The sequence below is a fragment of the Stutzerimonas zhaodongensis genome (genome assembly GCF_003696365.1).
GTDB lineage: Bacteria > Pseudomonadota > Gammaproteobacteria > Pseudomonadales > Pseudomonadaceae > Stutzerimonas > Stutzerimonas zhaodongensis.
In genome coordinates this window covers 1,357,344-1,381,245 of the sequence record NZ_RFFM01000001.1, presented here as the reverse complement: position 1 = coordinate 1,381,245, position 23,902 = coordinate 1,357,344, and the positions used below count along the sequence as shown (strand labels likewise).

Below are 23,902 nucleotides of genomic sequence, written 5' to 3'. Positions count from 1 at the left end.
TCAATTCTTTGGTTCTGTCTGTCGGGGTCTACGTGGATCGCACGCAACTCATCAATATTCGCAACGGCCTGACGGGCGCGGGGCGCGGCAACCTGGGCGTCCCGCTTCTGTTGCTCGTGATGATGGGCATGATGATGCTGTCGGTGCCGCCGTTCCTGCTGGATCTGCTGTTCACCTTCAACATCGCCCTGTCGATCGTAGTTCTGCTTGTCAGCGTCTATGCGCTGCGCCCGCTGGACTTCGCGGTGTTTCCGACGATTCTGCTGGTCGCGACCTTGATGCGTCTTGCCCTGAACGTGGCATCGACGCGGGTGGTACTGATCAACGGCCATGAGGGCGGTTCAGCTGCCGGGCATGTGATCGAAGCTTTCGGTAATGTGGTGATCGGCGGCAACTATGTCGTCGGTATCGTCGTCTTCGCGATCCTGATGATCATCAACTTCGTGGTTGTGACCAAGGGTGCGGGACGTATCTCGGAAGTCAGCGCACGCTTTACCCTGGATGCAATGCCAGGCAAGCAGATGGCGATCGATGCCGACCTCAACGCCGGTCTCATCGACCAGTCCGAAGCCAAGCTGCGCCGCGTGGAAGTCGCCTCGGAGGCCGATTTCTACGGATCGATGGACGGTGCCAGCAAGTTCGTACGTGGTGATGCGATCGCCGGCCTGCTGATCCTGTTCATCAACCTCATCGGCGGTGTCGGCATCGGCATGGCGCAGCACGGCATGAGCTTCAGCGAAGCCGGCCAGGTCTATGCGCTGCTGACCATCGGTGACGGCCTTGTGGCTCAGATCCCTTCGCTGCTGCTGTCGACCGCTGCGGCCATCATGGTGACCCGCGTCACCAGCTCCGAAGACATGGGCCAGCAGGTCAACCGCCAGATGTTCGCCTCGCCGAAAGCGCTGGCTGTAGCCGCGGGCATCATGATCGCCATGGGCCTGGTGCCCGGCATGCCGCATATGTCCTTCATCGGCCTTGGCGCCGTTGCTGCCGGCGGCGCCTACTGGATCTGGCATCGCCAGAAACAGGTCAAGAAGCAAGCCGAGCAGGAAGTGCAAAAGCAACAGGAACTGCTTCCGGCTCAACGCACCGCGGAAACCAAAGAGCTTGGCTGGGACGACGTGACTCCGGTGGACATGGTTGGTCTCGAGGTGGGTTACCGGTTGATTCCGTTGGTCGATCGCAACCAGGGCGGCCAGCTGCTGGCGCGGATCAAGGGCGTTCGCAAGAAGCTCTCCCAGGACCTCGGCTTTCTGATGCCGTCGGTACACATCCGCGATAACCTTGACCTGCTGCCCAACGCCTATCGCTTGACGCTGATGGGTGTGAGCCTGGCCGAGGCCGAGGTGTATCCGGACCGCGAACTGGCGATCAACCCCGGACAGGTATTCGGCCCGCTCAACGGCATTGCCGCCAGGGATCCGGCGTTCGGTCTGGAAGCCGTATGGATCGAAGCAAGCCAGCGTGACCAGGCACAGTCGCTGGGCTACACGGTGGTAGACGCCAGCACCGTGGTCGCGACGCACCTGAACCAGGTGCTGCACAAGCATGCCCATGAGTTGCTCGGCCACGAAGAAGTCCAACAGTTGATGCAGCTGCTTGCCAAGAGCTCGCCGAAGCTCGCCGAAGAGCTTGTGCCGGGGATGATTTCACTCTCAACGCTGCTGAAGGTGCTGCAGGCACTGCTGCAGGAGCAGGTGCCAGTACGTGACATCCGTACCATCGCCGAAGCCATCGCCAACGTCGCTGTCAAGAGTCAAGATCCCGCCGCGATGGTAGCTGCGGTACGTGTCGCGCTGTCCCGCGCAATCGTGCAAAACGTTGTGGGGCTTGAGCCTCAGCTGCCTGTGATCACCCTTGAGCCAAGGTTGGAACAGATATTGCTCAATAGTCTTCAGAAGGCAGGACAAGGCTCAGAAGATGGCATTCTTCTCGAGCCGGGAATGGCCGAGAAATTGCAACGTTCTCTGGTAGATGCGGCACAGCGTCAAGAAATGATGGGTAAGCCGGCGATTCTGCTGGTGGCAGGTCCGGTTCGCGCGATGTTGTCGCGATTCGCCAGACTGGCAGTCCCCAACATTCATGTACTGGCCTATCAGGAAATACCGGATAACAAGCAGGTCACCATCGTCTCGACGGTGGGTCAGAATTAACTGAGGGTAACAGGCCATGCAGGTCAAACGTTTCTTCGCAGCCGACATGCGTATCGCCATGAAGATGATTCGTGACGAGCTGGGCGCCGATGCCGTGATCACGGGTAACCGTCGCGTCGCCGGCGGCGTCGAGTTGACCGCTGTGCTTGATTACCCGATGGAGCCGGTGGCCGCCAAACAGCCGAACGCCGCGCTTGAAGCCGAGCTGCGCAAGACCCAGGCTCGAATCGCCAGCGCCCACGCCGAGGTCAGTGCACCGCCGCGCAGTGCGGCCGGTCAGGATCGCCAGCTGAGCCCGGAGAAGCCTGCCGTCGCAGCGGCTCCGGTGCAGAACTCATCGTTCGATTCCTCTCGGGCTGTCGAGGCGATGCAGTCGGAGCTGCAAGGTCTGCGCGAGCTGATCGAAGTCCAGCTCGGATCGATCGCCTGGGGTCATGAGCAAAGCCGTCGCCCGCAGCAAGCCGGGCTCTGGCGTCGCCTGCAGCGCATCGGCCTTCCGGCCGAGCTGTCTCGTGCACTGCTGGAGAAGGTATCAACCGTATCCGAGCCTCGCCAGGCCTGGCGTATGGTGTTGGCGTACCTGGCGCAGTCGATCAAGGTCACCAAGGTCGAGCCGTTGGATGAGGGCGGTGTGATCGCGCTGGTCGGCCCGGCTGGTGCTGGCAAGACCACCACGCTGGCGAAGTTGGCGGCGCGTTATGTACTCAAGCACGGCCCGCAGAGTATCGCGCTGGCAAGCATGGACAACTACCGCATCGGTGCTCAGGAACAACTCAAAACGCTGGGTCGTATCCTGGACGTACCGGTGCTTCAGATCGATCCCACCCAGCCGCTGAGCCAGTCGCTGGAATCGGTAGCCCGCAAGCGCCTGATTCTCATCGACACCGCCGGTTTGCCGGCGAACGACCCGATGATGCGTGTACAGCTGCAGGCGCTGGCAGAACGCGGCATCAGGGCAAAAAACTATCTGGTGCTGCCGGCAACCAGCCAGAGCCAAGTGCTCAAGGCGACTTGGCATCACTATCGTCCGTGCGGGCTGGCGGGCTGCATTCTGACTAAACTGGATGAGGCTGGAAGCCTCGGTGATGTGCTTGGCCTGACCATCAGTCAGCACCTGCCCATCGCCTACCTCGCCGATGGTCCGCGAATCCCGGACGATCTGCATTTGCCGCGCAGCCATCAGCTGGTGAGCCGTGCAGTGAGCCTGCAAACCGAGGAGAATCCCAGTGAGGAAACCATGGCCGACATGTTTGCCGGTCTGTACAACGGTTCCTCACGGAAAGCCGGATGAACGCTTTGCTCCGTGACAGGTACAAAGAAGACGCGTTCTGGCTGAACGCATCGATAGCCCAAGGGCTCAAGCAAGAGATAGGCGTGTAGAAATGGGTATTCATCCCGTACAGGTTATTGCAGTGACTGGCGGCAAGGGCGGTGTTGGCAAGACGAACGTGTCGGTCAATCTGTCTCTGGCCCTGGCCGAACTCGGCCGCCGGGTCGTGCTGCTGGATGCCGACCTCGGTCTGGCCAATGTCGACGTGCTGCTTGGTCTGACTACCAAGCGCACCCTGGCCGACGTCATCGCTGGCGAATGCGATCTGCGAGACGTACTGATTCCGGGGCCGGGCGGCATTCGTGTCGTACCCGCGGCCTCTGGTACTCAGAGCATGGTGCAGCTGTCCAGTCTGCAGCATTCAGGGCTGATTCAGGCCTTCAGCGATATCGGCAACGATATCGACGTTCTGATCATCGACACCGCAGCTGGCATTGGCGACGGCGTCGTGAGCTTCGTTCGCGCTGCCCAGGAAGTACTGCTGGTGGTGACCGATGAGCCCACGTCGATCACCGATGCTTACGCATTGATCAAGCTGCTCAATCGCGACTACGGCATCAGCCGCTTCCGCGTATTGGCGAACATGGCACATGCGCCGCAGGAAGGCCGCAACCTGTTCGCAAAATTGACTAAGGTGACAGAACGCTTCCTCGACGTTGCGCTGCAGTACGTGGGCGCCATCCCGTATGACGAAGCGGTGCGCAAGGCGGTGCAGAAACAGCGCGCCGTGTACGAGGCCTATCCGCGAGCCAAGTGCTCGCTGGCATTCAAGGCCATCGCACAGAAAGTTGACACCTGGCCGCTACCGGCATCGCCACGCGGTCATTTGGAGTTCTTTGTGGAGCGCCTGGTCAGGCCCGCCGCAGAGCCTAACCAATAAGCGGGCTGGAATCGGTATGTATAACAGCAAAGCTCAGGCTAAAGACTCGCAATACCAGCTCATCGACCAGTATGCACCCTTGGTCAAGCGGATCGCCTATCACCTCCTGGCGCGCTTGCCGGCAAGTGTGCAGGTCGATGATCTGATGCAGGCCGGCATGATCGGCCTGCTGGAGGCGTCAAAAAAATACGACGCGGGCAAAGGTGCCAGTTTCGAGACCTACGCCGGCATTCGTATTCGTGGCGCCATGCTCGATGAGGTCCGCAAGGGTGACTGGGCGCCGCGCTCCGTGCACCGCAATTCGCGCATGGTCAGCGAGGCGATTCGGGCAATCGAAGCTAAAACCGGCCGCGACGCTAAAGATCAGGAAGTTGCGGCCGAACTTAAATTGAGTCTCGATGAGTACTACGGCATTCTGGGCGACACCTTGGGCAGCCGCCTGTTCAGCTTCGATGATCTGCTACAGGAAGGTGAGCACGGTGAGTTCGAGGAGGATGCTGCCAGCACCCATCCGGAGCCGTCCCGCGATCTGGAGGACGAGCGTTTCCAGCAGGCGTTGGCCGAGGCCATCAGCAACCTGCCAGAACGTGAAAAACTGGTGCTTTCGCTGTATTACGACGAAGAGTTGAATTTGAAGGAAATCGGCCAGGTACTGGGCGTCAGTGAGTCGCGGGTCAGCCAGCTGCACAGTCAGTGCGCGGCGCGTCTGCGGGCTCGTCTTGGCGAGTGGCGCTCCCGTTAACGGCAGGTTCGCAAAAAAGCATTAGAGGCCGCTTACGAGCTTCGTTAATGAAGCCCGCAACAGACCGTGAGCAGGTTCTGAGATTCGTGATTTACGGAGGTGTACTTGGACAAGAACATGAAAATCCTCATCGTCGACGACTTTTCGACCATGAGACGGATCATCAAGAACCTCTTGCGCGATCTGGGATTCACCAACACAGCTGAAGCAGACGACGGCACTACCGCGCTGCCGATGCTGAAAAGCGGCAGCTTCGATTTTCTAGTCACCGACTGGAACATGCCTGGCATGAGCGGCATCGACCTGCTGCGCGCTGTGCGTGCCGATGAACGTCTCAAGCATCTCCCGGTATTGATGGTGACTGCCGAAGCGAAGCGCGATCAGATCATCGAAGCCGCGCAGGCCGGCGTTAACGGATACGTGGTCAAGCCATTCACGGCTCAAGTGCTCAAAGAGAAGATCGAAAAGATCTTCGAGCGCGTCAACGGCTGAAGCAGTAACGCCGCGAGGGCACTATGACGCAACCAGACCAAAGCCTGGCAGAGTTCGAAGCGACTCTGAGGGCTAATGCACCCCAATTGATTGAAAGTCTGCAGCAAGGTCGCTTCGACGAAGCGACGCAGATGTTCAACGAGCTCAACCAGGCGCGTAATCACGGGATTTACCTGGAAGTTGGCAAGCTCACCCGTGAACTGCACAACGCCATCGTCAAACTCGAGATGGACACCTGCGCCACCGGGGGGGATCCGTCACCGATCACCGATGCGACTGATCGGTTGTCCTATGTGGTGGAGATGACCGAAAAAGCGGCCAACCGCACCATGGACCTGGTTGAAGAGTCGGCGCCGCTGGTCAATTACGTGAGTTACGAGGCGCAAAGCCTGACTGCCGACTGGCAGCGCTTCATGCGTCGCGATATGAACGCCGAACAGTTCCGTGAACTGGTCAAACGCATCGATCAGTTTCTTCAGCGCAGCATGAACGATGGCAGCCAGCTATCGCAGAATCTCAGCGAAATCATGCTTGCTCAGGACTTTCAGGATCTGACCGGGCAAGTGATCAAGCGGGTCACCCGTCTGATCACCGAACTCGAAAGCAATCTGCTGAATCTTGTGCTCATGGCCGGCCAGGTCGACCGCGTAGCGGGCATCCAGCATGACCGCGACGCCATGCGCGCCGAGCAGGAAAAGAAAAAACAAGAAAAAGAGCCTTCCAATGGTGAAGGTCCGCAGATGCATGCCGATATACGTGAGGATGTCGTATCCGGGCAAGACGATGTCGATGATCTGCTTTCGAGCCTGGGCTTTTAGGGGAAGGTGAATATGAGCTTCGACGCCGATGAAGAAATCCTCCAGGACTTCCTGGTAGAGGCCGGCGAGATTCTCGAACTATTGTCAGAGCAACTGGTGGAGCTGGAGAGCAGCCCCGATGACACAGCCTTGCTCAATGCGATTTTTCGCGGTTTCCACACGGTTAAGGGCGGTGCCGGTTTCCTCCAGCTGCATGAGCTGGTCGAATGCTGTCACATAGCCGAAAACGTCTTCGACATCCTGCGCAAGGGTGAACGTCGCGTCGACTCGGAATTGATGGATGTCGTGCTGCAGGCACTGGACTCCGTCAACGAAATGTTCACTCAGGTGCGTGAGCGTACTGCGGTGACTCCGGCTACTCCGGAGCTGCTGGCAGCGCTGGCGCGTCTGGCCGAACCGGCTGGGGCACATGAGCCGGCTGCGGAAGTGACGGTCGAGCCCGAGCCAGAAGTGGCAACGGCTGATAATGAATTCGAGCAGTTTCTTGGCGCGCTTGATCAGTCCGCCGAGAGCCCGGCTGCCAGCACCGCCGACGAGATCACCGACGAGGAGTTCGAGTCGCTGCTCGACCAGCTTCACGGTAAAGGTCAGTTCGTCGCAGACGCAGGACCTGCGCCTGTCTCTAACGACACGCTAGCCGCGCAGAAGCCTGCCAGCGACGAGATCACCGACGACGAGTTCGAGGCGTTGCTCGACCAGCTTCATGGCAAGGGCCAGTTCGCCGAGCCTGTTGCTGCGCCGACTCCCGCCGTAGCCGCTGACAAGCCTGCTGGTGCAGGTGGCGACGAGATTAGCGATGACGAATTCGAAGCGTTGCTTGACCAGTTGCATGGCAAAGGGAAGTTCGAACCCGAGGTGGCTTCTCCTATAACGGTTGAATCCGAGCCTGCTGCGAAGCCTGCACAGGCGCCGGCTCCGGCTGCGAAAAAGGCCGTAGCGGCCAAGCCGGCGGCGGCGCCCGCCCCGGCCAAGGCAGCTACCGTGCCAGCCAAGGCAGAGGCATCTGCCAAGGCGGCTCCTGCGCCTGAGAAGCCGGCGAGCGAAGCTGAGACGACAGTTCGCGTCGACACGGCGCGGCTCGATGAAATCATGAACATGGTCGGCGAACTGGTACTGGTGCGTAACCGCCTGGTGCGTTTGGGTTCCAACAGCGCCGACGAAGCGATGGCCAAGGCCGTATCGAACCTCGATGTGGTGACTGCCGACCTGCAAAGCGCCGTCATGAAGACGCGCATGCAACCGATCAAGAAGGTGTTCGGCCGCTTCCCGCGTCTGGTTCGCGACCTTGCACGCAGCCTCAAGAAGGAAATCAATCTTGAACTGGTCGGCGAAGAGACCGACCTGGACAAGAACCTGGTCGAGGCGTTGGCCGATCCGCTCGTGCACTTGGTGCGCAACGCGGTCGACCACGGTATCGAAACGCCTGAAGAACGTGAAGCCGCAGGCAAGCCCCGCACCGGTCGGGTGGTGCTGTCCGCCGAGCAAGAGGGCGACCACATCCTGCTGTTGATCACCGATGACGGCAAAGGCATGGACGCGGACGTCCTGCGTGCGAAAGCGGTGGAGAAGGGCCTGCTGGACAAGGATGCAGCTGACCGCCTCAGTGATCTAGATTCATACAATCTGATCTTTGCCCCGGGATTCTCGACCAAAACCGAGATCTCCGACGTATCCGGTCGCGGTGTCGGCATGGACGTCGTAAAGACCAAGATTTCGCAGCTCAACGGCACGGTCAACGTGTTCTCCAACAAGGGCCAGGGATCGCGTGTCGTCATCAAGGTCCCGCTCACGTTGGCGATCATGCCGACCCTGATGGTGATGCTGGGCAACCAGGCCTTCGCCTTCCCACTGGTCAGCGTCAACGAGATTTTCCACCTCGACCTGTCCCGTACCAACGTGGTGGACGGTCAGGAAGTGGTCATTGTGCGCGACAAGGCGCTGCCGCTGTTCTACCTCAAGCGCTGGCTGGTACAGGGCGCCGAGCATGATGAGCAACGCGAGGGCCATGTGGTGATCCTGAACGTGGGCAATCAGAGCATCGGCTTCGTGGTCGACCAACTGGTGGGGCAGGAGGAGGTCGTGATCAAACCACTGGGCAAGATGCTGCAGGGGACCCCGGGAATGTCCGGTGCGACCATTACCGGCGATGGGCGTATAGCCTTGATCCTGGATGTCCCGAGCATGCTCAAGCGGTACGCACGCCGGATCTGATCAGTAGCAAGCGGTTTCATACGGACCGCTGTCGCTAGGAGTGTTTTATGGCAGTCAAGGTCCTGGTGGTGGACGATTCCGGCTTCTTCCGCCGCCGTGTTTCGGAGATCCTTTCTTCTGATTCGAATATCCAGGTGATTGGCACCGCCACCAACGGGCGGGAGGCCATCGATCAGGCGCTGGCGTTGAAACCGGACGTCATCACCATGGACTACGAGATGCCGATGATGGACGGCATCACGGCGGTCCGGCAGATCATGCAGCGGTGTCCGACACCTGTATTGATGTTCTCCTCGCTTACCCACGAAGGGGCGCGAGTCACACTCGACGCGCTGGACGCCGGGGCGGTGGACTTTCTGCCCAAGAACTTCGAGGACATCTCGCGTAATCCGAACAAGGTCAAGCAACTGCTTTGCGAGAAGATCCACACGATTTCGCGAAGCAATCGACGCTTCAGCAGCGCCAGCAGTAGCGCAGCTACCGCGCCGGCCGCTCCAGCCTTCGCATCGCGTTCGGGGAGTAGCGCGCCAGCGGTCACGCCTGCTGCTCGACCCGCCGCACCGGCGCACCCGGCGTCTACTGCGGTTCCTCGTCGGAAAGCGTACCGGCTGGTTGCCATCGGCACGTCAACCGGCGGCCCAGTTGCCCTTCAACGTGTATTGACGCAGCTGCCCGGCAATTTTCCGGCGCCGATCGTGCTGATTCAGCACATGCCGGCGGCATTTACCAAAGCATTTGCCGAGCGCCTCGATAAGTTGTGCAAGATCAGCGTCAAGGAGGCAGAGGACGGCGACATGCTACGCCCCGGCCTTGCGCTGCTGGCCCCTGGCGGTAAGCAGATGATGGTTGACGGGCGTGGCACCGTTCGCATCTTGCCAGGTGATGAACGACTCAACTATCGGCCATGCGTAGACGTCACCTTCGGCTCAGCTGCCAAGGCATTCGGCGACAAAGTACTCGCCGTCGTGTTGACCGGCATGGGCGCCGATGGGCGTGAAGGGGCGCGTATGCTCAAGCAGAGCGGCAGCCAGGTGTGGGCGCAGGACGAAGCCAGCTGCGTGATTTACGGCATGCCGATGGCCGTCGTAAAAGCGAACCTCAGCGACGCCGTGTACAGCCTTGATGATATCGGTCGGCACCTGAGTGAGGCTTGTAGCTGATGGATGTGCTCAGCCTTATCGGGCTGGTTCTAGCGTTCGTAGCCATCGTAGGAGGTAACTTTCTCGAGGGCGGGCATGTTTCCGCGTTACTGAATGGTCCGGCAGCGCTGATCGTCCTCGGCGGTACGCTCGGCGCCGTGCTTCTGCAGACGCCGATGGCCGTTTTCATGCGTGCGATGTCAATCGTGAGCTGGATTCTTTTCCCCCCACGCATCGATATGGCTCGCGGCATCAGCCTGGTCACGGGGTGGAGTGCAACGGCGCGCAAGGAGGGGTTGCTCGGGCTGGAGCCAATCGCCGAAACCGAACCTGATCCCTACGCGCGCAAAGGCCTGCAACTGCTTGTAGACGGTGCGGAGCCTGAGGTGATTCGCAGCATTCTCGAGGTAGACCTGTACACCCAGGAAACCCGTGATCTGCGTGCGGCAAAAGTGTTCGAGAGCATGGGTGGTTATTCGCCTACCGTCGGCATCATCGGTGCCGTGATGGGCCTTATACATGTGATGGGCAACCTGGCCGATCCCAGCCAGCTGGGAAGTGGCATTGCTGTTGCATTCGTTGCCACTATCTACGGGGTGGCCTTTGCCAACTTGCTGGTACTGCCGATGGGCAACAAGCTCAAAAGCGTTGTGCAGAAGCATACGGCCTACCGTGAAATGCTGCTCGAAGGCGTCCTCTCGATTGCCGAAGGTGAAAACCCTCGCTCGATCGAAATGAAGCTCCAGGGCTTCATCGATTAACTGACGGAAAGCCAACGGCACCATTGCCGCTGCGGTCCTGGGAACGAACATGGCAAAGGCTTCATTCACCACTAATGTCCGTCCAGGAACCGTCACTCTGGCTTGGCTGATTTGCGCGCTAAGCGCGTGGAGTGCCTGATATGGCTCGCCGTAGAGCTCACGAAGAGCCAGAGAATCACGAGCGGTGGCTGGTTTCCTACGCGGATTTCATCACCTTGCTGTTTGCTTTTTTCGTGGTGATGTATTCGATTTCATCGCTCAACGAAGGCAAATACAAGATTCTGTCCGACTCGCTGGTGGGCGTATTCAGCCAGGTTGACCGCGCCGTGAAGCCGATTCCAATCGGTGACGAGCGACCTCGGACGACGCAGCCAGACATGTCCGAGGTCGACGAGCCGCAGTCCTCCTCGGAGCTTATCGATCCGCTGCAAAGCATCATGCAGAGCATGCAGAACGCTTTTGCCGACCTTATCGACTCTAAGCAGATCACTGTAAGAGGCAATGAGCTTTGGGTCGAAATCGAACTCAACTCGAGCTTGCTCTTTCCCAGCGGCGATGCATTGCCTAACAACCATGCATTCGATCTGTTGGAGAAAGTCGCCGGAATTCTGGCACCGTTCGACAACCCGATCCATGTGGAAGGCTTTACCGACAACCTACCAATCAGGACCGACAAGTTTCCGACCAACTGGGAGCTGTCAGCGGCTCGCGCCGGAAGCGTGGTGCGCATGCTGGCAGCCGATGGGGTCGACCCGTCCCGTATGGCTGCTGTGGGCTATGGCGAGTTCCAGCCCATTGCCGATAACGCAACTGCTGAGGGAAGGGCACGCAATCGGCGGGTCATACTGGTCATCTCCCGCAACCTGGATGTGCGCCGTAGCGTCAGCGGCGTTGGTAGCGGAAATGCTCGGGCTGCAGACGGTACGATGCAATCTGGCACACAACGTGCTCTCCCTTCTATTCGTTAGACATCATTGGTGGTGTCGTCAATTCTCCGTCGTCGGCTCTGCCGGCACGGCCGTTGCCGGTCTGGATCAATCCGGATGGAAAGAGAGTTATGAGAGTCTGGGCTGTTGCCAATCAAAAAGGCGGGGTGGGTAAGACCACCACCTCCATTGCGCTTGCGGGTCTGCTGGCCGACGCTGGCAAACGTGTCGTTGCGCTTGATCTCGATCCCCATGGCTCGATGACGAGCTATTTCGGGCATGATCCAGATAACATCGAGCACAGCGTCTTCGACCTGTTCCAGCATCAGGGCGTGGTGCCAGAGGGTCTGCCGTGGCAATTGCTGTTGCCAACCAGCCATGAGCGCCTCTCCTTGTTGCCTTCCAGTACGATCCTGGCGACGCTGGAGCGCCAATCGCCTGGCCAGAACGGGCTGGGCCTGGTCGTTGCCAAGAGTCTCTCTCAGCTCTGGGAAGATTTCGATTACGCAATCATCGACAGCCCGCCATTGCTGGGCGTGTTGATGGTCAACGCACTGGCGGCCAGCCAGCAGTTGGTCATCCCTGTGCAAACCGAATTTCTGGCGATGAAGGGCCTGGAGCGGATGGTCAGCACTCTGACCATGATCAACCGCTCACGCAGGCAGGCGTTGCCTTACACCATCGTACCGACCATGTTCGACCGTCGTACGCAGGCGTCGATGAATACCCTCAAGGTATTGCGCAATGGCTACCAGGAGCATCTCTGGCAAGCGTTCATCCCCATCGACACGCGGCTGCGCGATGCCAGCCGCGCTGGTGTCACACCGTCTCAGCATGACCCGAACAGCCGGGGTGTGTTGGCTTACCGCGCCTTGCTGAAAACATTACTGGCTGCACAAGCCTCGCCGCAGGTGGCGTGATGACGACGTACGGACATCTTCCGGGTTCAAGTTCGCCGTTGTTGCTGCCGATAGCCTATCCAGTGGGTTTGCACGAGTTGGTTTCATGAGCCGTACCGTTCTTAAAGAAAGCCGATCACAGCAGACGTTGCAGTCGTATCTCGACGCGCTTTTGCAGGATGCCGTCATTGGCCTGGCCGAATCGGTCAGTCACGACGAGTTTCAGGCAGCTGTGTTCGAAGAGCAGCAGCGTGACATTCAGCGCGTAGTCCCGTTGCGTCAGGTTGTTTTGCCTGAGGCTGAGCCTCAGCCTGCGTTTGTGCCAGAGCCTGAGCCTGAGGTGATGGCCGCTCCCGTGCTGGTCGTGCAGGAGGCTTTGCTCGATTCACCACTTGAGTTGCCACCGCTACAGGCCCTTGAGTCGGTCGAGCCGGTTGCCGAGTTGGTATCGCCGGCGCATACACCTGGCGGTCCGCCGGCTCGCTCGAGCAGTCAGCCCGAATGGGGCGAGGAGCCGTTCGAGTGCCTGTTATTCGATGTGGCGGGTCTGACTTTGGCAGTGCCTTTGGTAAGCCTGGGTTCGATCTACCCGTTGGCGGGCCATGATCTGACGCCGTTGTTTGGCCAGCCTTCCTGGTTTCTCGGGATACTGCCGAGCCAAGCTGGCAATCTGAAAGTGCTTGATACCGCCCGTTGGGTCATGGCTGAACGGTATCGCGATGACTTCCGTGATGGTCTTCAATATGTGATATCGGTCCAGGGCTATGAATGGGGGTTGGCGGTTCATCAGGTAAGCCGCTCGATTCGTTTGGATCCGAAAGAAGTGAAATGGCGCTCGCAGCGCTCGCAGCGGCCTTGGTTGGCAGGTACGGTAATCGACCATATGTGCGCGCTGGTGGACGTGGCCGCGCTTGCTGAGCTGATAGCCAGCGGTGCAACGCGCCATCTTAAAGGCGTTCCGTCATAACGAATTGAACAATCACAGGGGCACGCAAGCGCTCCGAGTAAACGATAGAATCGACCGCCATCGCGGTATATGAAGAGGTGGGGCTATGAAGATGACTTCCGCACAGGGTTCCGATGATCCGGTCCTGCAGTGGGTAACCTTCCGTCTGGACAACGAAACCTATGGCATCAACGTGATGCAGGTCCAGGAAGTGTTGCGCTATACCGAGATTGCACCGGTGCCAGGTGCACCAAGCTATGTGCTGGGCATCATCAACCTGCGTGGCAACGTGGTCACGGTCATCGATACGCGTCAGCGTTTCGGCCTTGAAACCGCACCGGTATCCGATAACACCCGGATCGTGATTATCGAGGCTGATCGCCAGGTTGTCGGCATTCTGGTCGATAGCGTGGCCGAAGTGGTTTACCTTCGCCAATCCGAGATCGAGACAGCGCCTAACGTCGGTAACGACGAGTCGGCCAAGTTCATTCAGGGCGTCTGCAACAAGAACAACGAGCTGCTGATTCTTGTCGAACTGGACAAGATGATGAGCGAAGAAGAATGGGCGGAACTTGAGAGCATCTGAGTCATGATGGCGTCGCTGGTGGCTGCGGTCACCGTTCTTGCTCTGTGCTGCCTGGCACTGCTCGGTTGCTGCATCTGGCTGTTTCGGCGCCAGCGACAGCAGGCCGAGCTGCAAGCGCGTGAGAACGCCGCCCGCGACGAACGTATAAAGGTGTTGGCCGCTCGGTTGGACACCTACCTCAAGGGCAGCGTGCGCATGGGCAAAGAGCTGCACGAACTTTCGCGTGTCGTGTCACCGTTGCCTGACAAGTTCAGCAAGCTTGAACAGCGCGATCCGAACAATTTCGTTTTTTCTCAGGCTGCCAAGCTGGTCGGTATGGGCGCCAGCGTCGACGACCTGACCCAATCCTGTGGCCTGTCTCAATCGGAAGCTGAACTGATGCGCAAACTGCATCAGGTGCGCCGCAAACCTGACTAGTACTCCGGCTTCGTAGAGCTGAGCAGCTAGCTGCTAATCACTGCCCACTGGTCGGTGCAGGGAACAATACAATCATTAATCCCTCCAATCTGGACAAGGCTTCGCTATGTCCGGCGCTTGCCTGCGCCCGTGGGCAAGGAGGATGTGATGTTGCGCATTCTGATGCTATGTCTGTTAGTGAGTCCCGCCTGGCTTAATGCGGCCGAGGCGCCCGTTGAGGTTGATGGTGCGATGACTATCAGTGTCTATCAGGCCAAGCAGCTTCATGACCTCGGCGCGGTATTCGTCGATGTACGCCCCAGACGCGAATGGGCATGGGGGCATGTAGAAGGTGCGGTGAACCTGGACCTGGCACATGAATTCTCTGGCCTGTCACGTTCCGATTGGCCTAGAAGCGTGCCCCTGGTGGTCTATTGTGACAGCGAGGTATGCCCGGCCAGCGCTGAGGCGGTTCGGCTCGCGGTGGAATGGGGATATCAGCAGGTCTTCTATTTCCGCCAAGGCTATTTCGCCTGGATGCTGGCGGATTATCCGCAGCAGAAAGCCGGTCTCAGAGAGGTCGCCACGCTTAATGCTTGGGCCCATTGAGGCGCGGTAAGTCCTGCTGATCCGGTGCTTGGCAGTCAGAGAAGCCTGCCGGACACTTGCCCTTCAGATACCAGGCAAAGGCGATGATTTCGGCGATGGTGCGATAGAGCGCCTCGGGAATCGCGTCTCCCAGTTCCAGTCGTGCCAATAGCTTGACCAGCTCTGCGTTTTCGTAGATGGGCACATCGTGTTCCCGCGCAATGGCTAGGATCGCTTCGGCAAGATCATCGTCGCCCTTGGCTGAAAGCGTTGGGGTTGTGACGCCGTCGTAGGTTAGCGCGATGGCCTGCCGTGGGGTATTGGCACTCATGCAGTTTCATCCACGAAACGTTGGTCCAGGGAGGTTCTTGGCCCTTGTGGCGGAGTACCTTGGCGACAGGCCAACTCGCCAACAGTCAGCCCTGCCGTGATCAGTCGCTGGCGCAGGTGATCGAGCTCTGCCGCAATCAAGGCCGCGGTGCGGCTGTTCTCAGCCCATATCTGGCTGGAAAGGCTGCCCTGAAGGAGCTGAGCCTGCACTTGAAGCGGCCCAAGCGGCGCGACGTCGAATGCGAGTTCAACCTTCCACAAGGTTTCGGTTTTCTCCTTGCGATGCTGCTGGGCTTCATCCTCGCGCTGAAACTTGACCTGCAGCGGGACGATATCGCGCTGGTCACGCATTGGCACCTCTATCTGCCAAGTCGTCACTTGTGTACCGTCCGGGTTGGTCTGTGTCTGGGCGAGGCTCGATAGCTGGTGAGTCTGCAGTCGGGAAACTGCCGCTGCAGCGAGCTTCAGTATCAGCTCCAGATCAGCTTCATCATCGCTACTGGCGAGCAGTCGACCCGGCAAGGGGAAGCTCTGTGCCAGTTGCCGAATGTTCGGCTGCCCCAACGCACCAAGCGCATTACGGGCGAAGGCCGGTAGCGCTTGCCCCAGGGCTGCACCTGCCTGTCCAGCTGCCATCGGCCCGGCGCCAGGCACGCCCGGTAACTGGGCGATGAGGCGCAGAAGGGCGGCTTTCATGTCAGTCGGTAGATTGTCCGCTTCGCCGCTGAGTAAACCGCCCTCCAGGAACACTCCGCTGCGCGCCAATGTCTGGGCTAGCGCCTTTGCGTCACCCAGTTTCTGCATGTCCGGGATCAGCCCTAGTAATCGCTCGGCTGCGCCGCGCAGCTGTTCTGGTAGCGCATTGCTTGATCCGAGCGCACTGAACAATCCTTCCATCGAACCCTGACGGCCGTGTTGTGAGGTCAGCTGCTGGCCCAGCAAAAGCTGATCGAGCCGACCGCTGAGCGGCATGAACGCCAGCGACTGGTCACCCTGTACACGCGCCGTTATCAGGCTGCCCGGTGCAAGCGGCATGGTGGACTCGACATTAAGCTTTTGTCCGGCAAGTGGGGAATTGAGCAAGCTGATCACGACCTTGAACAGAGTCTTTCCGTCCTGCTGAATCTGCTGGCTGGCCGTTACTTTTCCCTGCACCACACTACCGATCGGAAGCTGCGCGAGATCGATACTGCTCTGCGGCTGACGATTGCCTGGTTGCAAGGCAGCCAGCAGGCGAGTGTCCGACACTGCCGTGATGAGCATTGCCGCGCCTGGCGGCGCAGCCCTGGGGCTGCTGGTTTCCACAGTGGCCTGCCTGCCGTTGGCCAGCGTAAGGCGCAGGGTCAGCTGAAAGCTCTGAAGTGCCTCTTTGATGCTGACGACCTCAGCCTCCGCGCTTTCTCCGGCGAGCAACAACCCCTGCATCGGCTGCAACAATTTCAACGCCAGATCAGCCGCGGCCGTCACTGGGCGTGACGGCCCGGAGGCGGGAATTGCCTGGGTGCTTTTGATCTCGGTCATCTAACTTAAATGCTCTTACAACCTTTCGACATTGCGGCCTTTGGCGCTGGGGCTCGGCATGTATAATTCCGGCCGCCCGGCGTACCACGATGTAACGGCCGGGCTTCTTTCATCTTGAGGTGTCCCTAGCGTGTCCAGTCCCTTTCTAGAAGCTGTGGCGCTTTCATGCGAGCGAGACTGGCGCCTTCTGTTCGAGAGGTTAGACCTGAAGATCGCCAAAGGGGAAATGTTGCAGATCGCCGGCCCCAACGGCAGTGGCAAGACCAGCTTGCTCCGTTTGCTCTCCGGCCTCATGCAACCGACCGCGGGAAAGGTGCTGCTCAACGGGTGCGATCTTGAGAGTCAGCGCAGCGAGCTGGCTCGCAGCCTTTTATGGATAGGTCATGCAGCCGGCATCAAGGGCTTGCTCACCGCTGAAGAGAATCTCACCTGGCTGTGTGCATTGCACCAGCCTGCCTCTCGCGATGAAATCTGGAAGGCGCTGGATTTCGTCGGGTTGCGCGGCTTCGAGGACGTTCCCTGTCATACGCTGTCAGCGGGCCAACAGCGTCGCGTCGGCCTGGCCCGGCTCTATCTGTCTCCACCCCCGCTCTGGATACTCGACGAGCCATTCACCGCGCTAGATAAAAGCGGCGTCGCGCAACTCGAACGGCATCTGGCCTCGCATTGTGAGCACGGTGGCATGGTGGTGCTGACGACCCATCATTCGCTCATGGACAAACCGGCGGGTTTTCGCGAGCTCGATCTCGGGCAGCGTGCCGCATGAGCAACGTCTTCACGCTACTGCTGGCCAGAGAATCTCGTTTGCTGTTCCGCCGCCCAGCTGAGCTGGCCAACCCCTTGGTGTTCTTCGCTATCGTCATCGCACTGTTTCCGCTTGCCGTGGGCCCCGAGTCGCAATTGCTACAGACCATTTCGCCAGGGCTCATCTGGGTGGCGGCTCTTTTGGCTGTATTGCTCTCGCTAGACGGCTTGTTCCGTAGCGATTTCGAAGACGGATCGCTCGAGCAGTGGGTCGTTTCGCCGCACCCCCTGGCGCTTCTGGTACTCGCCAAGGTGCTGGCACACTGGGCCTTCTCTGGGCTGGCGCTGGTTCTGCTGGCGCCACTGTTGGGGCTCATGCTGGGAATGCCGGTAAGCGCACTGCCGGTTCTATTGATGTCGCTGCTGCTGGGTACGCCGGTTCTTAGCCTGCTAGGCGCGGTCGGGGCAGCACTGACCGTCGGACTCAAACGTGGTGGCCTGTTATTGGCGCTGCTTATTCTCCCGCTCTACATTCCGGTACTCATTTTGGGCAGCGGGGCGCTACAGGCGGCGCTGCAGGGACTGCCTGCACTGGGTTATCTGCTATGGCTTTCCAGCCTTACCGCGTTAGCCGTTACCCTGACACCCTTCGCAATAGCGGCCGGCTTGAAGATAAGCGTTGGCGAATGACGGATTGCACGATGGATTTACCCGAACGCGGAGCACGCATCGTCATTGATGGATACGCGGCTCCTACAACGACGATTTTACTGATCCCGAACAAGCGTCATGGGTCCGGTTTCGAGGCAGTATCGGCTTGCGGGCTGAATGTGAGGCAAGTTCTATGAACTGGACATGGTTCCACAAGTTGGGTTCGCCCAAGTGGTTTTACGAGATCAGCAGTCGCTGGATGCCCTGGCTGGGCTGGGCAGCGTTTTTGCTGATCAGCGTCGGAGTGGTCTGGGGGCTGGCATTCGCGCCGCAGGATTATCAGCAGGGAAACAGCTTTCGGATCATCTATATACATGTGCCGGCGGCATTTCTCGCTCAGTCGATTTACGTGATGCTGGCAGTAGCGGGGATCGTCGGGCTGGTCTGGAAAATGAAGCTGGCCGACGTCGCGTTGCAGCAGGCAGCACCCATTGGCGCCTGGATGACCTTCATTGCGCTGCTCACCGGCGCCGTGTGGGGCAAACCTACGTGGGGCGCCTGGTGGGTGTGGGACGCGCGTCTGACGTCCATGCTCATCCTGCTGTTCCTGTACTTCGGCATCATTGCCCTGGGCCAGGCCATTTCCAACCGCGACAGTGCTGCCAAAGCCTGCGCTGTGCTTTCGATCGTGGGCGTCGTCAATATTCCGATCATCAAGTATTCGGTGGAGTGGTGGAACACCTTGCATCAGCCTGCCACGTTCACTGTGACTCAAAAACCGGCAATGCCAATGGAAATGTGGTTGCCACTGTTGGTCATGGTGTTGGGCTTTTACTGCTTCTTCACGCTGGTGCTGTTGATGCGGATGCGCCTGGAGGTATTGCGTCGTGAATCGCGGAGCAGTTGGGTCAAGGCGGAAGTGAAAGCACTGGTGAGCAAAGCATCATGAATTTCTCGTCGTTCTCCGAATTTATCGCCATGGGTAACCATGGGCTGTACGTCTGGACGTCATACGGCATCAGCCTGACGGTTCTGGTTCTGAACGTGGCGCTGCCCTTGATGGCGCGTCGACGTTATCTGCAAGACGAGGCGCGTCGTATGCGCCGGGAGGATATGAAGTGAATCCTGTGCGCAAGAAGCGTCTTTTCATCATTCTGGCCATTCTGGCTGGTGTCGGCATTGCCGTTACCCTGGCTTTGTCCGCGCTTCAAGAGAACATCAACCTCTTCTACACGCCTACTCAGATCGCGGCGGGAGAGGCCCCCGAAGGTACGCGAATCCGTGCAGGTGGCCTTGTCGAGAACGGATCGGTGTCGCGCAGCAAGGACTCGTTGACCGTGTCCTTTCGGGTGACCGATAACAACGAGACCGTCACCATTCAATATCAGGGCATTCTTCCCGACCTGTTCCGCGAAGGGCAGGGGATCGTTGCGTTGGGCCGCGTCAACGCCGAAGGCGTTATGGTTGCGGACGAGGTGCTGGCTAAGCACGACGAAAACTACATGCCGCCTGAAGTAACTCAGGCGCTGGAAAAGAGCGGGATGATGAAGCACTACGAAGGCGACAAGCAGGAGTATGCGAAATGATCCCTGAGCTGGGCCATCTGGCCATGATTCTGGCGCTGTGTCTGGCGGTCGTGCAGGGCACGCTTCCTCTCATCGGTGCCTGGAGGGGCGACAGTCAGTGGATGGGGCTCGCGCAGCCGGCCGCCTGGGGACAGTTCTCCTTCCTGGCGTTCTCTTTCGCCTGCCTCACCTATGCCTTCATGGTGGACGACTTCTCGGTCGCCTACGTCGCGCAAAATTCCAACAGTGCATTGCCTTGGTACTACAAGTTCAGCGCAGTATGGGGCGCGCATGAGGGTTCATTGTTGCTCTGGGCTTTCATCCTGGCTGGGTGGACGTTTGCCGTTGCGATCTTCTCGCGTCAGCTGCCGGAGGAAATGCTTGCCCGCGTTCTGGGTGTGATGGGCCTGATCAGCATCGGATTCCTGCTCTTTTTGATCGTCACGTCCAATCCGTTCGAGCGACTGCTGCCCCAGGCACCCATGGACGGCAGGGACCTCAATCCATTGCTTCAGGACTTTGGCCTGATCGTCCATCCACCAATGCTTTACATGGGATATGTCGGGTTCTCGGTCGCTTTCGCCTTTGCTATTGCTGCGCTGCTTGGCGGCCGCCTCGATGCCGCCTGGGCGCGCTGGTCTCGCCCGTGGACGCTGGTCGCTTGGGCCTTCCTGGGAACCGGTATCGCCCTTGGCTCCTGGTGGGCCTATTACGAATTGGGCTGGGGCGGCTGGTGGTTCTGGGACCCGGTTGAGAACGCATCCTTCATGCCCTGGCTGGTCGGCACAGCCCTCATTCATTCGCTGGCTGTAACCGAGAAGCGGGGCGTATTCAAGAGCTGGACCGTGCTCCTGGCAATTGCTGCCTTCTCGCTCAGCCTGCTGGGCACCTTCCTGGTTCGCTCCGGGGTGCTCACCTCTGTTCACGCGTTCGCCACCGATCCGGAGCGCGGCGTGTTTATCCTGGCGTTCTTGTTGCTGGTTGTGGGCGGGTCGCTAACCCTGTTCGCACTGCGTGCGCCGGTGGTGAAAAGTCAGATCAGTTTCGGCCTCTGGTCGCGCGAAACCCTGTTGCTGGTGAACAACCTGCTTCTGGTCGTCGCCACCTCCATGATTCTGCTGGGTACGCTCTACCCGTTGCTGCTCGATGCCTTGTCCAACACCAAGCTTTCCGTAGGCCCGCCGTACTTCAATGCCATGTTTCTGCCGCTGGTCGGCGCGTTGATGCTGGCGGTTGGCGTGGGCGTTCTGGTTCGCTGGAAAGACACCCCGACAAAGTGGCTGCTTGGCATGCTTACTCCGGTGCTCATTTGCAGTGCCGTGCTTGGCGGGTTGGGCTCGATGATGTTTGGCGATTTTCACTGGGGTGTGTTGGCTGTATGCCTGCTGGCTGCCTGGGTGGTCTCCGCCAGCGTGCGCGACCTACTCGACAAGACCCGCCATAAGGGGTTGTTGAAAGGTATGCGAAGCCTCGCGCCAAGCTATTGGGGAATGCAGCTCGCCCATCTGGGGCTGGTGGTGTGCGCCCTGGGCGTGGTGCTGACGAGCCAGCAGAGCGACGAACGTGATCTGCGTCTGGCACCGGGAGAGTCTCTGGAGCTGGGTGGGTACAGGTTCATTTTCGATGGCGCAAAGCATTTCGATGGCCCTAATTTCACGTCTGACAAGGGCACCATTCGCGTCTTCGACGGCGACAAGCAGGTCGCGACATTGCACCCTGAGAAACGCCTCTACACCGTGCAGCAGATGCCCATGACCGAAGCGGGAATCGACGCAGGTTTTACTCGCGACCTGTATGTGGCCTTGGGTGAGCCCCTCGAGGATGGCGCCTGGGCCGTGCGGGTGCATATCAAACCTTTCGTACGTTGGATTTGGCTGGGCGCTCTGATGATGTCGCTGGGCGGTGTCCTGTCTGTCAGCGACAAGCGCTACCGCGTCAAAGTCAGAAACCGCGTTCGCGAAACGCTCGGCCTGGCACAGCAAGGAGCTTGAGATGAAAAGACTGTTGATGCTGTTGCCCTTGACGATCTTTCTGGTGGTCGCGGTGTTTCTTTACCGTGGTCTGTTCCTGGACCCTACCGAGTTGCCATCCGCGTTGATCGGCAAACCGCTGCCGTCTTTCTCGCTGCCGTCGGTAGAGGACCCGCAGCGACAGATCAGCGCTGAAGAAATCAAAGGCAAGCCGGCGCTGGTCAATGTGTGGGCGACCTGGTGTGTGGCCTGCAAGGTCGAACATCCGGTGCTCAACAAACTCGCATCGCAAGGCGTGGTTATCCATGGCGTCAACTACAAGGACGATAACGCCGCTGCTCAGAAGTGGCTCAAGGACTTCCACGATCCCTATCAGCTGAACATTCGTGATGAGCAAGGCTCCCTCGGCCTGGACCTTGGCGTATACGGCGCGCCGGAAACCTTCATCGTCGACAAGCAGGGCATCATCCGTCACAAGTATGTCGGGGTGATCGATGAGCGCGTATGGCGCGAGCAACTGGCGGCGCTGTATCAGGAACTGGTGGACGAATGAAAAGGCTGATTCAAGGCATGCTGCTGATGCTGTGCCTGGCCGGTACTGCGCACGCAGCGATCGACGCGTATGAGTTCCGGGACGAGGCTGAACGGCAGCGTTATCGCACGCTTGTCGAGGAACTCCGCTGCCCCAAATGTCAGAACCAGAATATCGCCGATTCGAATGCTCCCATTGCCATGGATCTGCGGCGCGAGATCTTCCGCATGTTGGAAGAAGGTAAGAGCAACGAGCAGATCGTCGATTACCTCGTGGACCGCTATGGCGACTTCGTACGCTACAAGCCGCCCGTCAACGCGAAGACGCTGCTGCTGTGGTACGGACCGGTTGCATTGCTGGTGCTCGGCTTCGCGGTGCTGGCGGTGATCCTCCGGCGTCGTCGTCGAGGTGCCGAGGCGCAGGCATCTAATTCTCTCTCCGAAGCCGAGCGCGCGCGCCTGGCTACGCTGCTGGATAAAAAAGACCCATGATTGATTTCTGGATAGGTGCGAGCCTGCTGTTACTGGTCGCCCTGGCGTTCCTGCTGGTTCCCGTTTTGCGCGGCCATCGCGCGCAGGCAGAAGAGGATCGGACATCGCTGAACGTTGCGCTCTACGAAGAGCGACTTGCTGAGCTGGCTGCGCAACAGGCAGCCGGAACGCTGACTCCGCAGCAATTCGAGGCTGGGCGCGCTGACGCCGCTCGAGAGCTGCTTGACGACACGGAGGGCGGCGAGACGCATCGCATCAGCAATCTAGGGCGTGCAATTCCGTTGATCGCTGCCATCCTGGTGCCGCTGCTCGGGTACGGGCTTTATATGCACTGGGGCGCGAGTGACAAGTTGGAGCTGGCGAGGGAGTTCACCGAGCAGCCGGGATCGATGGCGGAGATGATCGGCCGATTGGAGCGCGCGGTAAAAGCCCAGCCAGAGTCCACAGAGGCCTGGTACTTCCTTGCCAGGACCTACATGAATCAGGAACGTCCGGCCGATGCGGCCGGCGCATATGAGCAGGTCGTCAAGCTGGCGGGCCGCCAACCCGATATTCTGGGTCAATGGGCACAGGCGCTTTATTTTGCCGAGGACCGTCAATGGTCTGCTCAGATGCAGTCGCTTACCGACGAAGCATTGAAAGGTGATCCGCACGAGGTCACCAGTCTTGGCTTGCTGGGGATCGCCGCGTATGAGGATGAGCGTTTCGAGGAAGCGATCGGGTACTGGGAGCGGTTGGTCGCAACACTGCCGGCTGAGGATCCGTCACGCGAAGCGATTCAAGGCGGTATTGCCAGGGCTCGCGAACAGATGGGTGAGCCCAGCGTCGCCGTCCAGAGTGATAGCGGCGATGCGGCTGTAGATGCCGCTGTTGTTGCGCCAGGCATGTCCGTTGATGTGCGCTTGGATGCCAAGTTGGCAGGTGAAGTACAGCCAACTGATGCTGTATTCGTCTTCGCCCGCGCTGTATCCGGCCCTCCAATGCCTTTGGCAGTCAAGCGTCTGACTGTTGCTGACCTGCCGGCTACGGTCAATTTGAGCGATGCCGATGCAATGACTCCGCAGCTTCGCTTGTCCAACTTCGAGCAGGTCAGATTGTTCGCGCGTATTTCTCGGAGCGGGGATGCCACACGCGGTGAATGGCAGGGTCGCAGCGAGCCAGTTGCGCCAAGTGATGAGGACACGATCAAGCTGACCATTGATCAACCTGAAACGCCCAAACCCTAAGGGCC

The 23,902-nt window shown here is 59.4% G+C and carries 26 protein-coding genes; 24 read left to right on the top strand and 2 right to left on the bottom strand.

Going from position 1 to position 23,902, the window contains the following annotated elements; translation table 11 throughout:
* Positions 1 to 32 precede the first annotated feature (32 nt).
* From flhA to EA797_RS06255, 15 genes are all read left to right on the top strand, one after another.
* Positions 33 to 2,153 (top strand): flagellar biosynthesis protein FlhA, encoded by a 2,121-nt coding sequence (gene flhA, locus EA797_RS06325; RefSeq protein WP_122164714.1) that lies wholly within the window; start codon positions 33 to 35, stop codon positions 2,151 to 2,153.
* A gap of 16 nt (positions 2,154 to 2,169) precedes the next feature.
* A complete protein-coding gene (gene flhF, locus EA797_RS06320; RefSeq protein WP_122164274.1) occupies positions 2,170 to 3,444 on the top strand; it encodes a flagellar biosynthesis GTPase FlhF in 1,275 nt (424 codons plus the stop codon).
* Between the two features lie 91 nt (positions 3,445 to 3,535).
* Positions 3,536 to 4,363, top strand: coding sequence for a flagellar synthesis regulator FleN (gene fleN, locus EA797_RS06315; protein WP_122164273.1), 828 nt, complete (start codon positions 3,536 to 3,538; stop codon positions 4,361 to 4,363).
* Positions 4,364 to 4,379: 16 nt separating this feature from the next.
* Positions 4,380 to 5,105, top strand: a complete 726-nt coding sequence (gene fliA / locus EA797_RS06310) for an RNA polymerase sigma factor FliA (protein ID WP_122164272.1) — start codon at positions 4,380 to 4,382, stop codon at positions 5,103 to 5,105.
* Between the two features lie 117 nt (positions 5,106 to 5,222).
* On the top strand, positions 5,223 to 5,597 hold the full coding sequence (locus tag EA797_RS06305; protein WP_172830728.1) for a chemotaxis response regulator CheY: 375 nt from the start codon (positions 5,223 to 5,225) through the stop codon (positions 5,595 to 5,597).
* 23 nt (positions 5,598 to 5,620) lie between these two features.
* Positions 5,621 to 6,415, top strand: a complete 795-nt coding sequence (locus EA797_RS06300; RefSeq protein WP_122164271.1) for a protein phosphatase CheZ — start codon at positions 5,621 to 5,623, stop codon at positions 6,413 to 6,415.
* A 12-nt stretch (positions 6,416 to 6,427) separates the two neighbouring features.
* Positions 6,428 to 8,626 (top strand): chemotaxis protein CheA, encoded by a 2,199-nt coding sequence (locus EA797_RS06295; RefSeq protein WP_122164270.1) that lies wholly within the window; start codon positions 6,428 to 6,430, stop codon positions 8,624 to 8,626.
* Positions 8,627 to 8,673: 47 nt separating this feature from the next.
* Positions 8,674 to 9,786, top strand: coding sequence for a protein-glutamate methylesterase/protein-glutamine glutaminase (locus EA797_RS06290; RefSeq protein WP_122164269.1), 1,113 nt, complete (start codon positions 8,674 to 8,676; stop codon positions 9,784 to 9,786).
* Positions 9,786 to 10,526 (top strand): flagellar motor protein, encoded by a 741-nt coding sequence (locus tag EA797_RS06285; RefSeq protein WP_122164268.1) that lies wholly within the window; start codon positions 9,786 to 9,788, stop codon positions 10,524 to 10,526. Before EA797_RS06290 ends, EA797_RS06285 begins: the two co-directional genes overlap by 1 nt.
* A 140-nt stretch (positions 10,527 to 10,666) precedes the next feature.
* Positions 10,667 to 11,494 (top strand): flagellar motor protein MotD, encoded by an 828-nt coding sequence (gene motD, locus EA797_RS06280; RefSeq protein ID WP_122164267.1) that lies wholly within the window; start codon positions 10,667 to 10,669, stop codon positions 11,492 to 11,494.
* A gap of 89 nt (positions 11,495 to 11,583) precedes the next feature.
* Positions 11,584 to 12,372 carry a ParA family protein gene (locus EA797_RS06275; protein WP_122164266.1) on the top strand — a complete coding sequence of 263 codons (789 nt, stop codon included), beginning with the start codon at positions 11,584 to 11,586 and terminating at the stop codon, positions 12,370 to 12,372.
* An 85-nt stretch (positions 12,373 to 12,457) separates the two neighbouring features.
* Positions 12,458 to 13,318, top strand: a complete 861-nt coding sequence (locus EA797_RS06270) for a CheW domain-containing protein (protein WP_122164265.1) — start codon at positions 12,458 to 12,460, stop codon at positions 13,316 to 13,318.
* An 85-nt stretch (positions 13,319 to 13,403) separates the two neighbouring features.
* Positions 13,404 to 13,883: a chemotaxis protein CheW gene (locus EA797_RS06265; RefSeq protein ID WP_122164264.1), complete on the top strand. Its 480-nt coding sequence runs from the start codon at positions 13,404 to 13,406 to the stop codon at positions 13,881 to 13,883.
* A 3-nt stretch (positions 13,884 to 13,886) separates the two neighbouring features.
* A complete protein-coding gene (locus tag EA797_RS06260) occupies positions 13,887 to 14,300 on the top strand; it encodes a DUF2802 domain-containing protein (RefSeq protein ID WP_122164263.1) in 414 nt (137 codons plus the stop codon).
* Positions 14,301 to 14,447: 147 nt separating this feature from the next.
* Positions 14,448 to 14,888, top strand: a complete 441-nt coding sequence (locus EA797_RS06255; RefSeq protein WP_122164262.1) for a rhodanese-like domain-containing protein — start codon at positions 14,448 to 14,450, stop codon at positions 14,886 to 14,888.
* Here the strand turns inward: EA797_RS06255 and EA797_RS06250 are convergent.
* Together EA797_RS06250 and fliK are read right to left on the bottom strand one after the other, a co-directional pair.
* The gene (locus EA797_RS06250; RefSeq protein ID WP_122164261.1) at positions 14,869 to 15,198 is read right to left on the bottom strand and encodes an EscU/YscU/HrcU family type III secretion system export apparatus switch protein; all 330 of its coding nucleotides are present in this window, start codon (positions 15,196 to 15,198) and stop codon (positions 14,869 to 14,871) included. The two genes, EA797_RS06255 and EA797_RS06250, sit on opposite strands and share 20 nt — an antisense overlap.
* Entirely contained in the window at positions 15,195 to 16,718 is a 1,524-nt protein-coding gene (gene fliK, locus EA797_RS06245; RefSeq protein WP_122164260.1) for a flagellar hook-length control protein FliK, read from the bottom strand. The genes EA797_RS06250 and fliK overlap by 4 nt, the downstream gene beginning before the upstream one ends.
* A gap of 130 nt (positions 16,719 to 16,848) precedes the next feature.
* Here fliK and ccmA point away from each other — a divergent pair, with 130 nt between their 5' ends.
* From ccmA to ccmI, 9 genes are all read left to right on the top strand, one after another.
* A complete protein-coding gene (gene ccmA, locus EA797_RS06240; RefSeq protein WP_122164259.1) occupies positions 16,849 to 17,484 on the top strand; it encodes a cytochrome c biogenesis heme-transporting ATPase CcmA in 636 nt (211 codons plus the stop codon).
* Positions 17,481 to 18,152, top strand: a complete 672-nt coding sequence (gene ccmB, locus EA797_RS06235) for a heme exporter protein CcmB (protein ID WP_122164258.1) — start codon at positions 17,481 to 17,483, stop codon at positions 18,150 to 18,152. Before ccmA ends, ccmB begins: the two co-directional genes overlap by 4 nt.
* Before the next feature lie 154 nt (positions 18,153 to 18,306).
* Positions 18,307 to 19,062, top strand: coding sequence for a heme ABC transporter permease (locus EA797_RS06230; protein WP_122164257.1), 756 nt, complete (start codon positions 18,307 to 18,309; stop codon positions 19,060 to 19,062).
* Positions 19,059 to 19,235, top strand: coding sequence for a heme exporter protein CcmD (gene ccmD / locus EA797_RS06225; RefSeq protein ID WP_122164256.1), 177 nt, complete (start codon positions 19,059 to 19,061; stop codon positions 19,233 to 19,235). The genes EA797_RS06230 and ccmD overlap by 4 nt, the downstream gene beginning before the upstream one ends.
* Entirely contained in the window at positions 19,232 to 19,699 is a 468-nt protein-coding gene (ccmE, locus tag EA797_RS06220; RefSeq protein WP_122164255.1) for a cytochrome c maturation protein CcmE, read from the top strand. Before ccmD ends, ccmE begins: the two co-directional genes overlap by 4 nt.
* Positions 19,696 to 21,669 (top strand): heme lyase CcmF/NrfE family subunit, encoded by a 1,974-nt coding sequence (locus tag EA797_RS06215; protein ID WP_122164254.1) that lies wholly within the window; start codon positions 19,696 to 19,698, stop codon positions 21,667 to 21,669. Before ccmE ends, EA797_RS06215 begins: the two co-directional genes overlap by 4 nt.
* A 1-nt stretch (position 21,670) precedes the next feature.
* Positions 21,671 to 22,201 (top strand): DsbE family thiol:disulfide interchange protein, encoded by a 531-nt coding sequence (locus EA797_RS06210; protein WP_122164253.1) that lies wholly within the window; start codon positions 21,671 to 21,673, stop codon positions 22,199 to 22,201.
* Positions 22,198 to 22,671, top strand: a complete 474-nt coding sequence (locus tag EA797_RS06205; protein ID WP_122164252.1) for a cytochrome c-type biogenesis protein — start codon at positions 22,198 to 22,200, stop codon at positions 22,669 to 22,671. The genes EA797_RS06210 and EA797_RS06205 overlap by 4 nt, the downstream gene beginning before the upstream one ends.
* On the top strand, positions 22,668 to 23,897 hold the full coding sequence (gene ccmI / locus EA797_RS06200) for a c-type cytochrome biogenesis protein CcmI (RefSeq protein ID WP_122164251.1): 1,230 nt from the start codon (positions 22,668 to 22,670) through the stop codon (positions 23,895 to 23,897). The genes EA797_RS06205 and ccmI overlap by 4 nt, the downstream gene beginning before the upstream one ends.
* Positions 23,898 to 23,902: the final 5 nt, after the last annotated feature.

What these genes read in the sequence shown, in the direction of transcription:
- flhF (WP_122164274.1), top strand. Translation starts at nt 2,170, where the DNA reads ATGCAGGTCAAACGTTTCTTCGCAGCCGACATGCGTATCGCCATGAAG.
- fleN (WP_122164273.1), top strand. Translation starts at nt 3,536, where the DNA reads ATGGGTATTCATCCCGTACAGGTTATTGCAGTGACTGGCGGCAAGGGC.
- fliA (WP_122164272.1), top strand. Translation starts at nt 4,380, where the DNA reads ATGTATAACAGCAAAGCTCAGGCTAAAGACTCGCAATACCAGCTCATC.
- EA797_RS06305 (WP_172830728.1), top strand. Translation starts at nt 5,223, where the DNA reads ATGAAAATCCTCATCGTCGACGACTTTTCGACCATGAGACGGATCATC.
- EA797_RS06300 (WP_122164271.1), top strand. Translation starts at nt 5,621, where the DNA reads ATGACGCAACCAGACCAAAGCCTGGCAGAGTTCGAAGCGACTCTGAGG.
- EA797_RS06295 (WP_122164270.1), top strand. Translation starts at nt 6,428, where the DNA reads ATGAGCTTCGACGCCGATGAAGAAATCCTCCAGGACTTCCTGGTAGAG.
- EA797_RS06290 (WP_122164269.1), top strand. Translation starts at nt 8,674, where the DNA reads ATGGCAGTCAAGGTCCTGGTGGTGGACGATTCCGGCTTCTTCCGCCGC.
- EA797_RS06285 (WP_122164268.1), top strand. Translation starts at nt 9,786, where the DNA reads ATGGATGTGCTCAGCCTTATCGGGCTGGTTCTAGCGTTCGTAGCCATC.
- motD (WP_122164267.1), top strand. Translation starts at nt 10,667, where the DNA reads ATGGCTCGCCGTAGAGCTCACGAAGAGCCAGAGAATCACGAGCGGTGG.
- EA797_RS06275 (WP_122164266.1), top strand. Translation starts at nt 11,584, where the DNA reads ATGAGAGTCTGGGCTGTTGCCAATCAAAAAGGCGGGGTGGGTAAGACC.
- EA797_RS06270 (WP_122164265.1), top strand. Translation starts at nt 12,458, where the DNA reads ATGAGCCGTACCGTTCTTAAAGAAAGCCGATCACAGCAGACGTTGCAG.
- EA797_RS06265 (WP_122164264.1), top strand. Translation starts at nt 13,404, where the DNA reads ATGAAGATGACTTCCGCACAGGGTTCCGATGATCCGGTCCTGCAGTGG.
- EA797_RS06260 (WP_122164263.1), top strand. Translation starts at nt 13,887, where the DNA reads ATGATGGCGTCGCTGGTGGCTGCGGTCACCGTTCTTGCTCTGTGCTGC.
- EA797_RS06255 (WP_122164262.1), top strand. Translation starts at nt 14,448, where the DNA reads ATGTTGCGCATTCTGATGCTATGTCTGTTAGTGAGTCCCGCCTGGCTT.
- EA797_RS06250 (WP_122164261.1), bottom strand. Translation starts at nt 15,198, where the DNA reads ATGAGTGCCAATACCCCACGGCAGGCCATCGCGCTAACCTACGACGGC.
- fliK (WP_122164260.1), bottom strand. Translation starts at nt 16,718, where the DNA reads ATGACCGAGATCAAAAGCACCCAGGCAATTCCCGCCTCCGGGCCGTCA.
- ccmB (WP_122164258.1), top strand. Translation starts at nt 17,481, where the DNA reads ATGAGCAACGTCTTCACGCTACTGCTGGCCAGAGAATCTCGTTTGCTG.
- EA797_RS06230 (WP_122164257.1), top strand. Translation starts at nt 18,307, where the DNA reads ATGAACTGGACATGGTTCCACAAGTTGGGTTCGCCCAAGTGGTTTTAC.
- ccmD (WP_122164256.1), top strand. Translation starts at nt 19,059, where the DNA reads ATGAATTTCTCGTCGTTCTCCGAATTTATCGCCATGGGTAACCATGGG.
- EA797_RS06215 (WP_122164254.1), top strand. Translation starts at nt 19,696, where the DNA reads ATGATCCCTGAGCTGGGCCATCTGGCCATGATTCTGGCGCTGTGTCTG.
- EA797_RS06210 (WP_122164253.1), top strand. Translation starts at nt 21,671, where the DNA reads ATGAAAAGACTGTTGATGCTGTTGCCCTTGACGATCTTTCTGGTGGTC.
- EA797_RS06205 (WP_122164252.1), top strand. Translation starts at nt 22,198, where the DNA reads ATGAAAAGGCTGATTCAAGGCATGCTGCTGATGCTGTGCCTGGCCGGT.
- ccmI (WP_122164251.1), top strand. Translation starts at nt 22,668, where the DNA reads ATGATTGATTTCTGGATAGGTGCGAGCCTGCTGTTACTGGTCGCCCTG.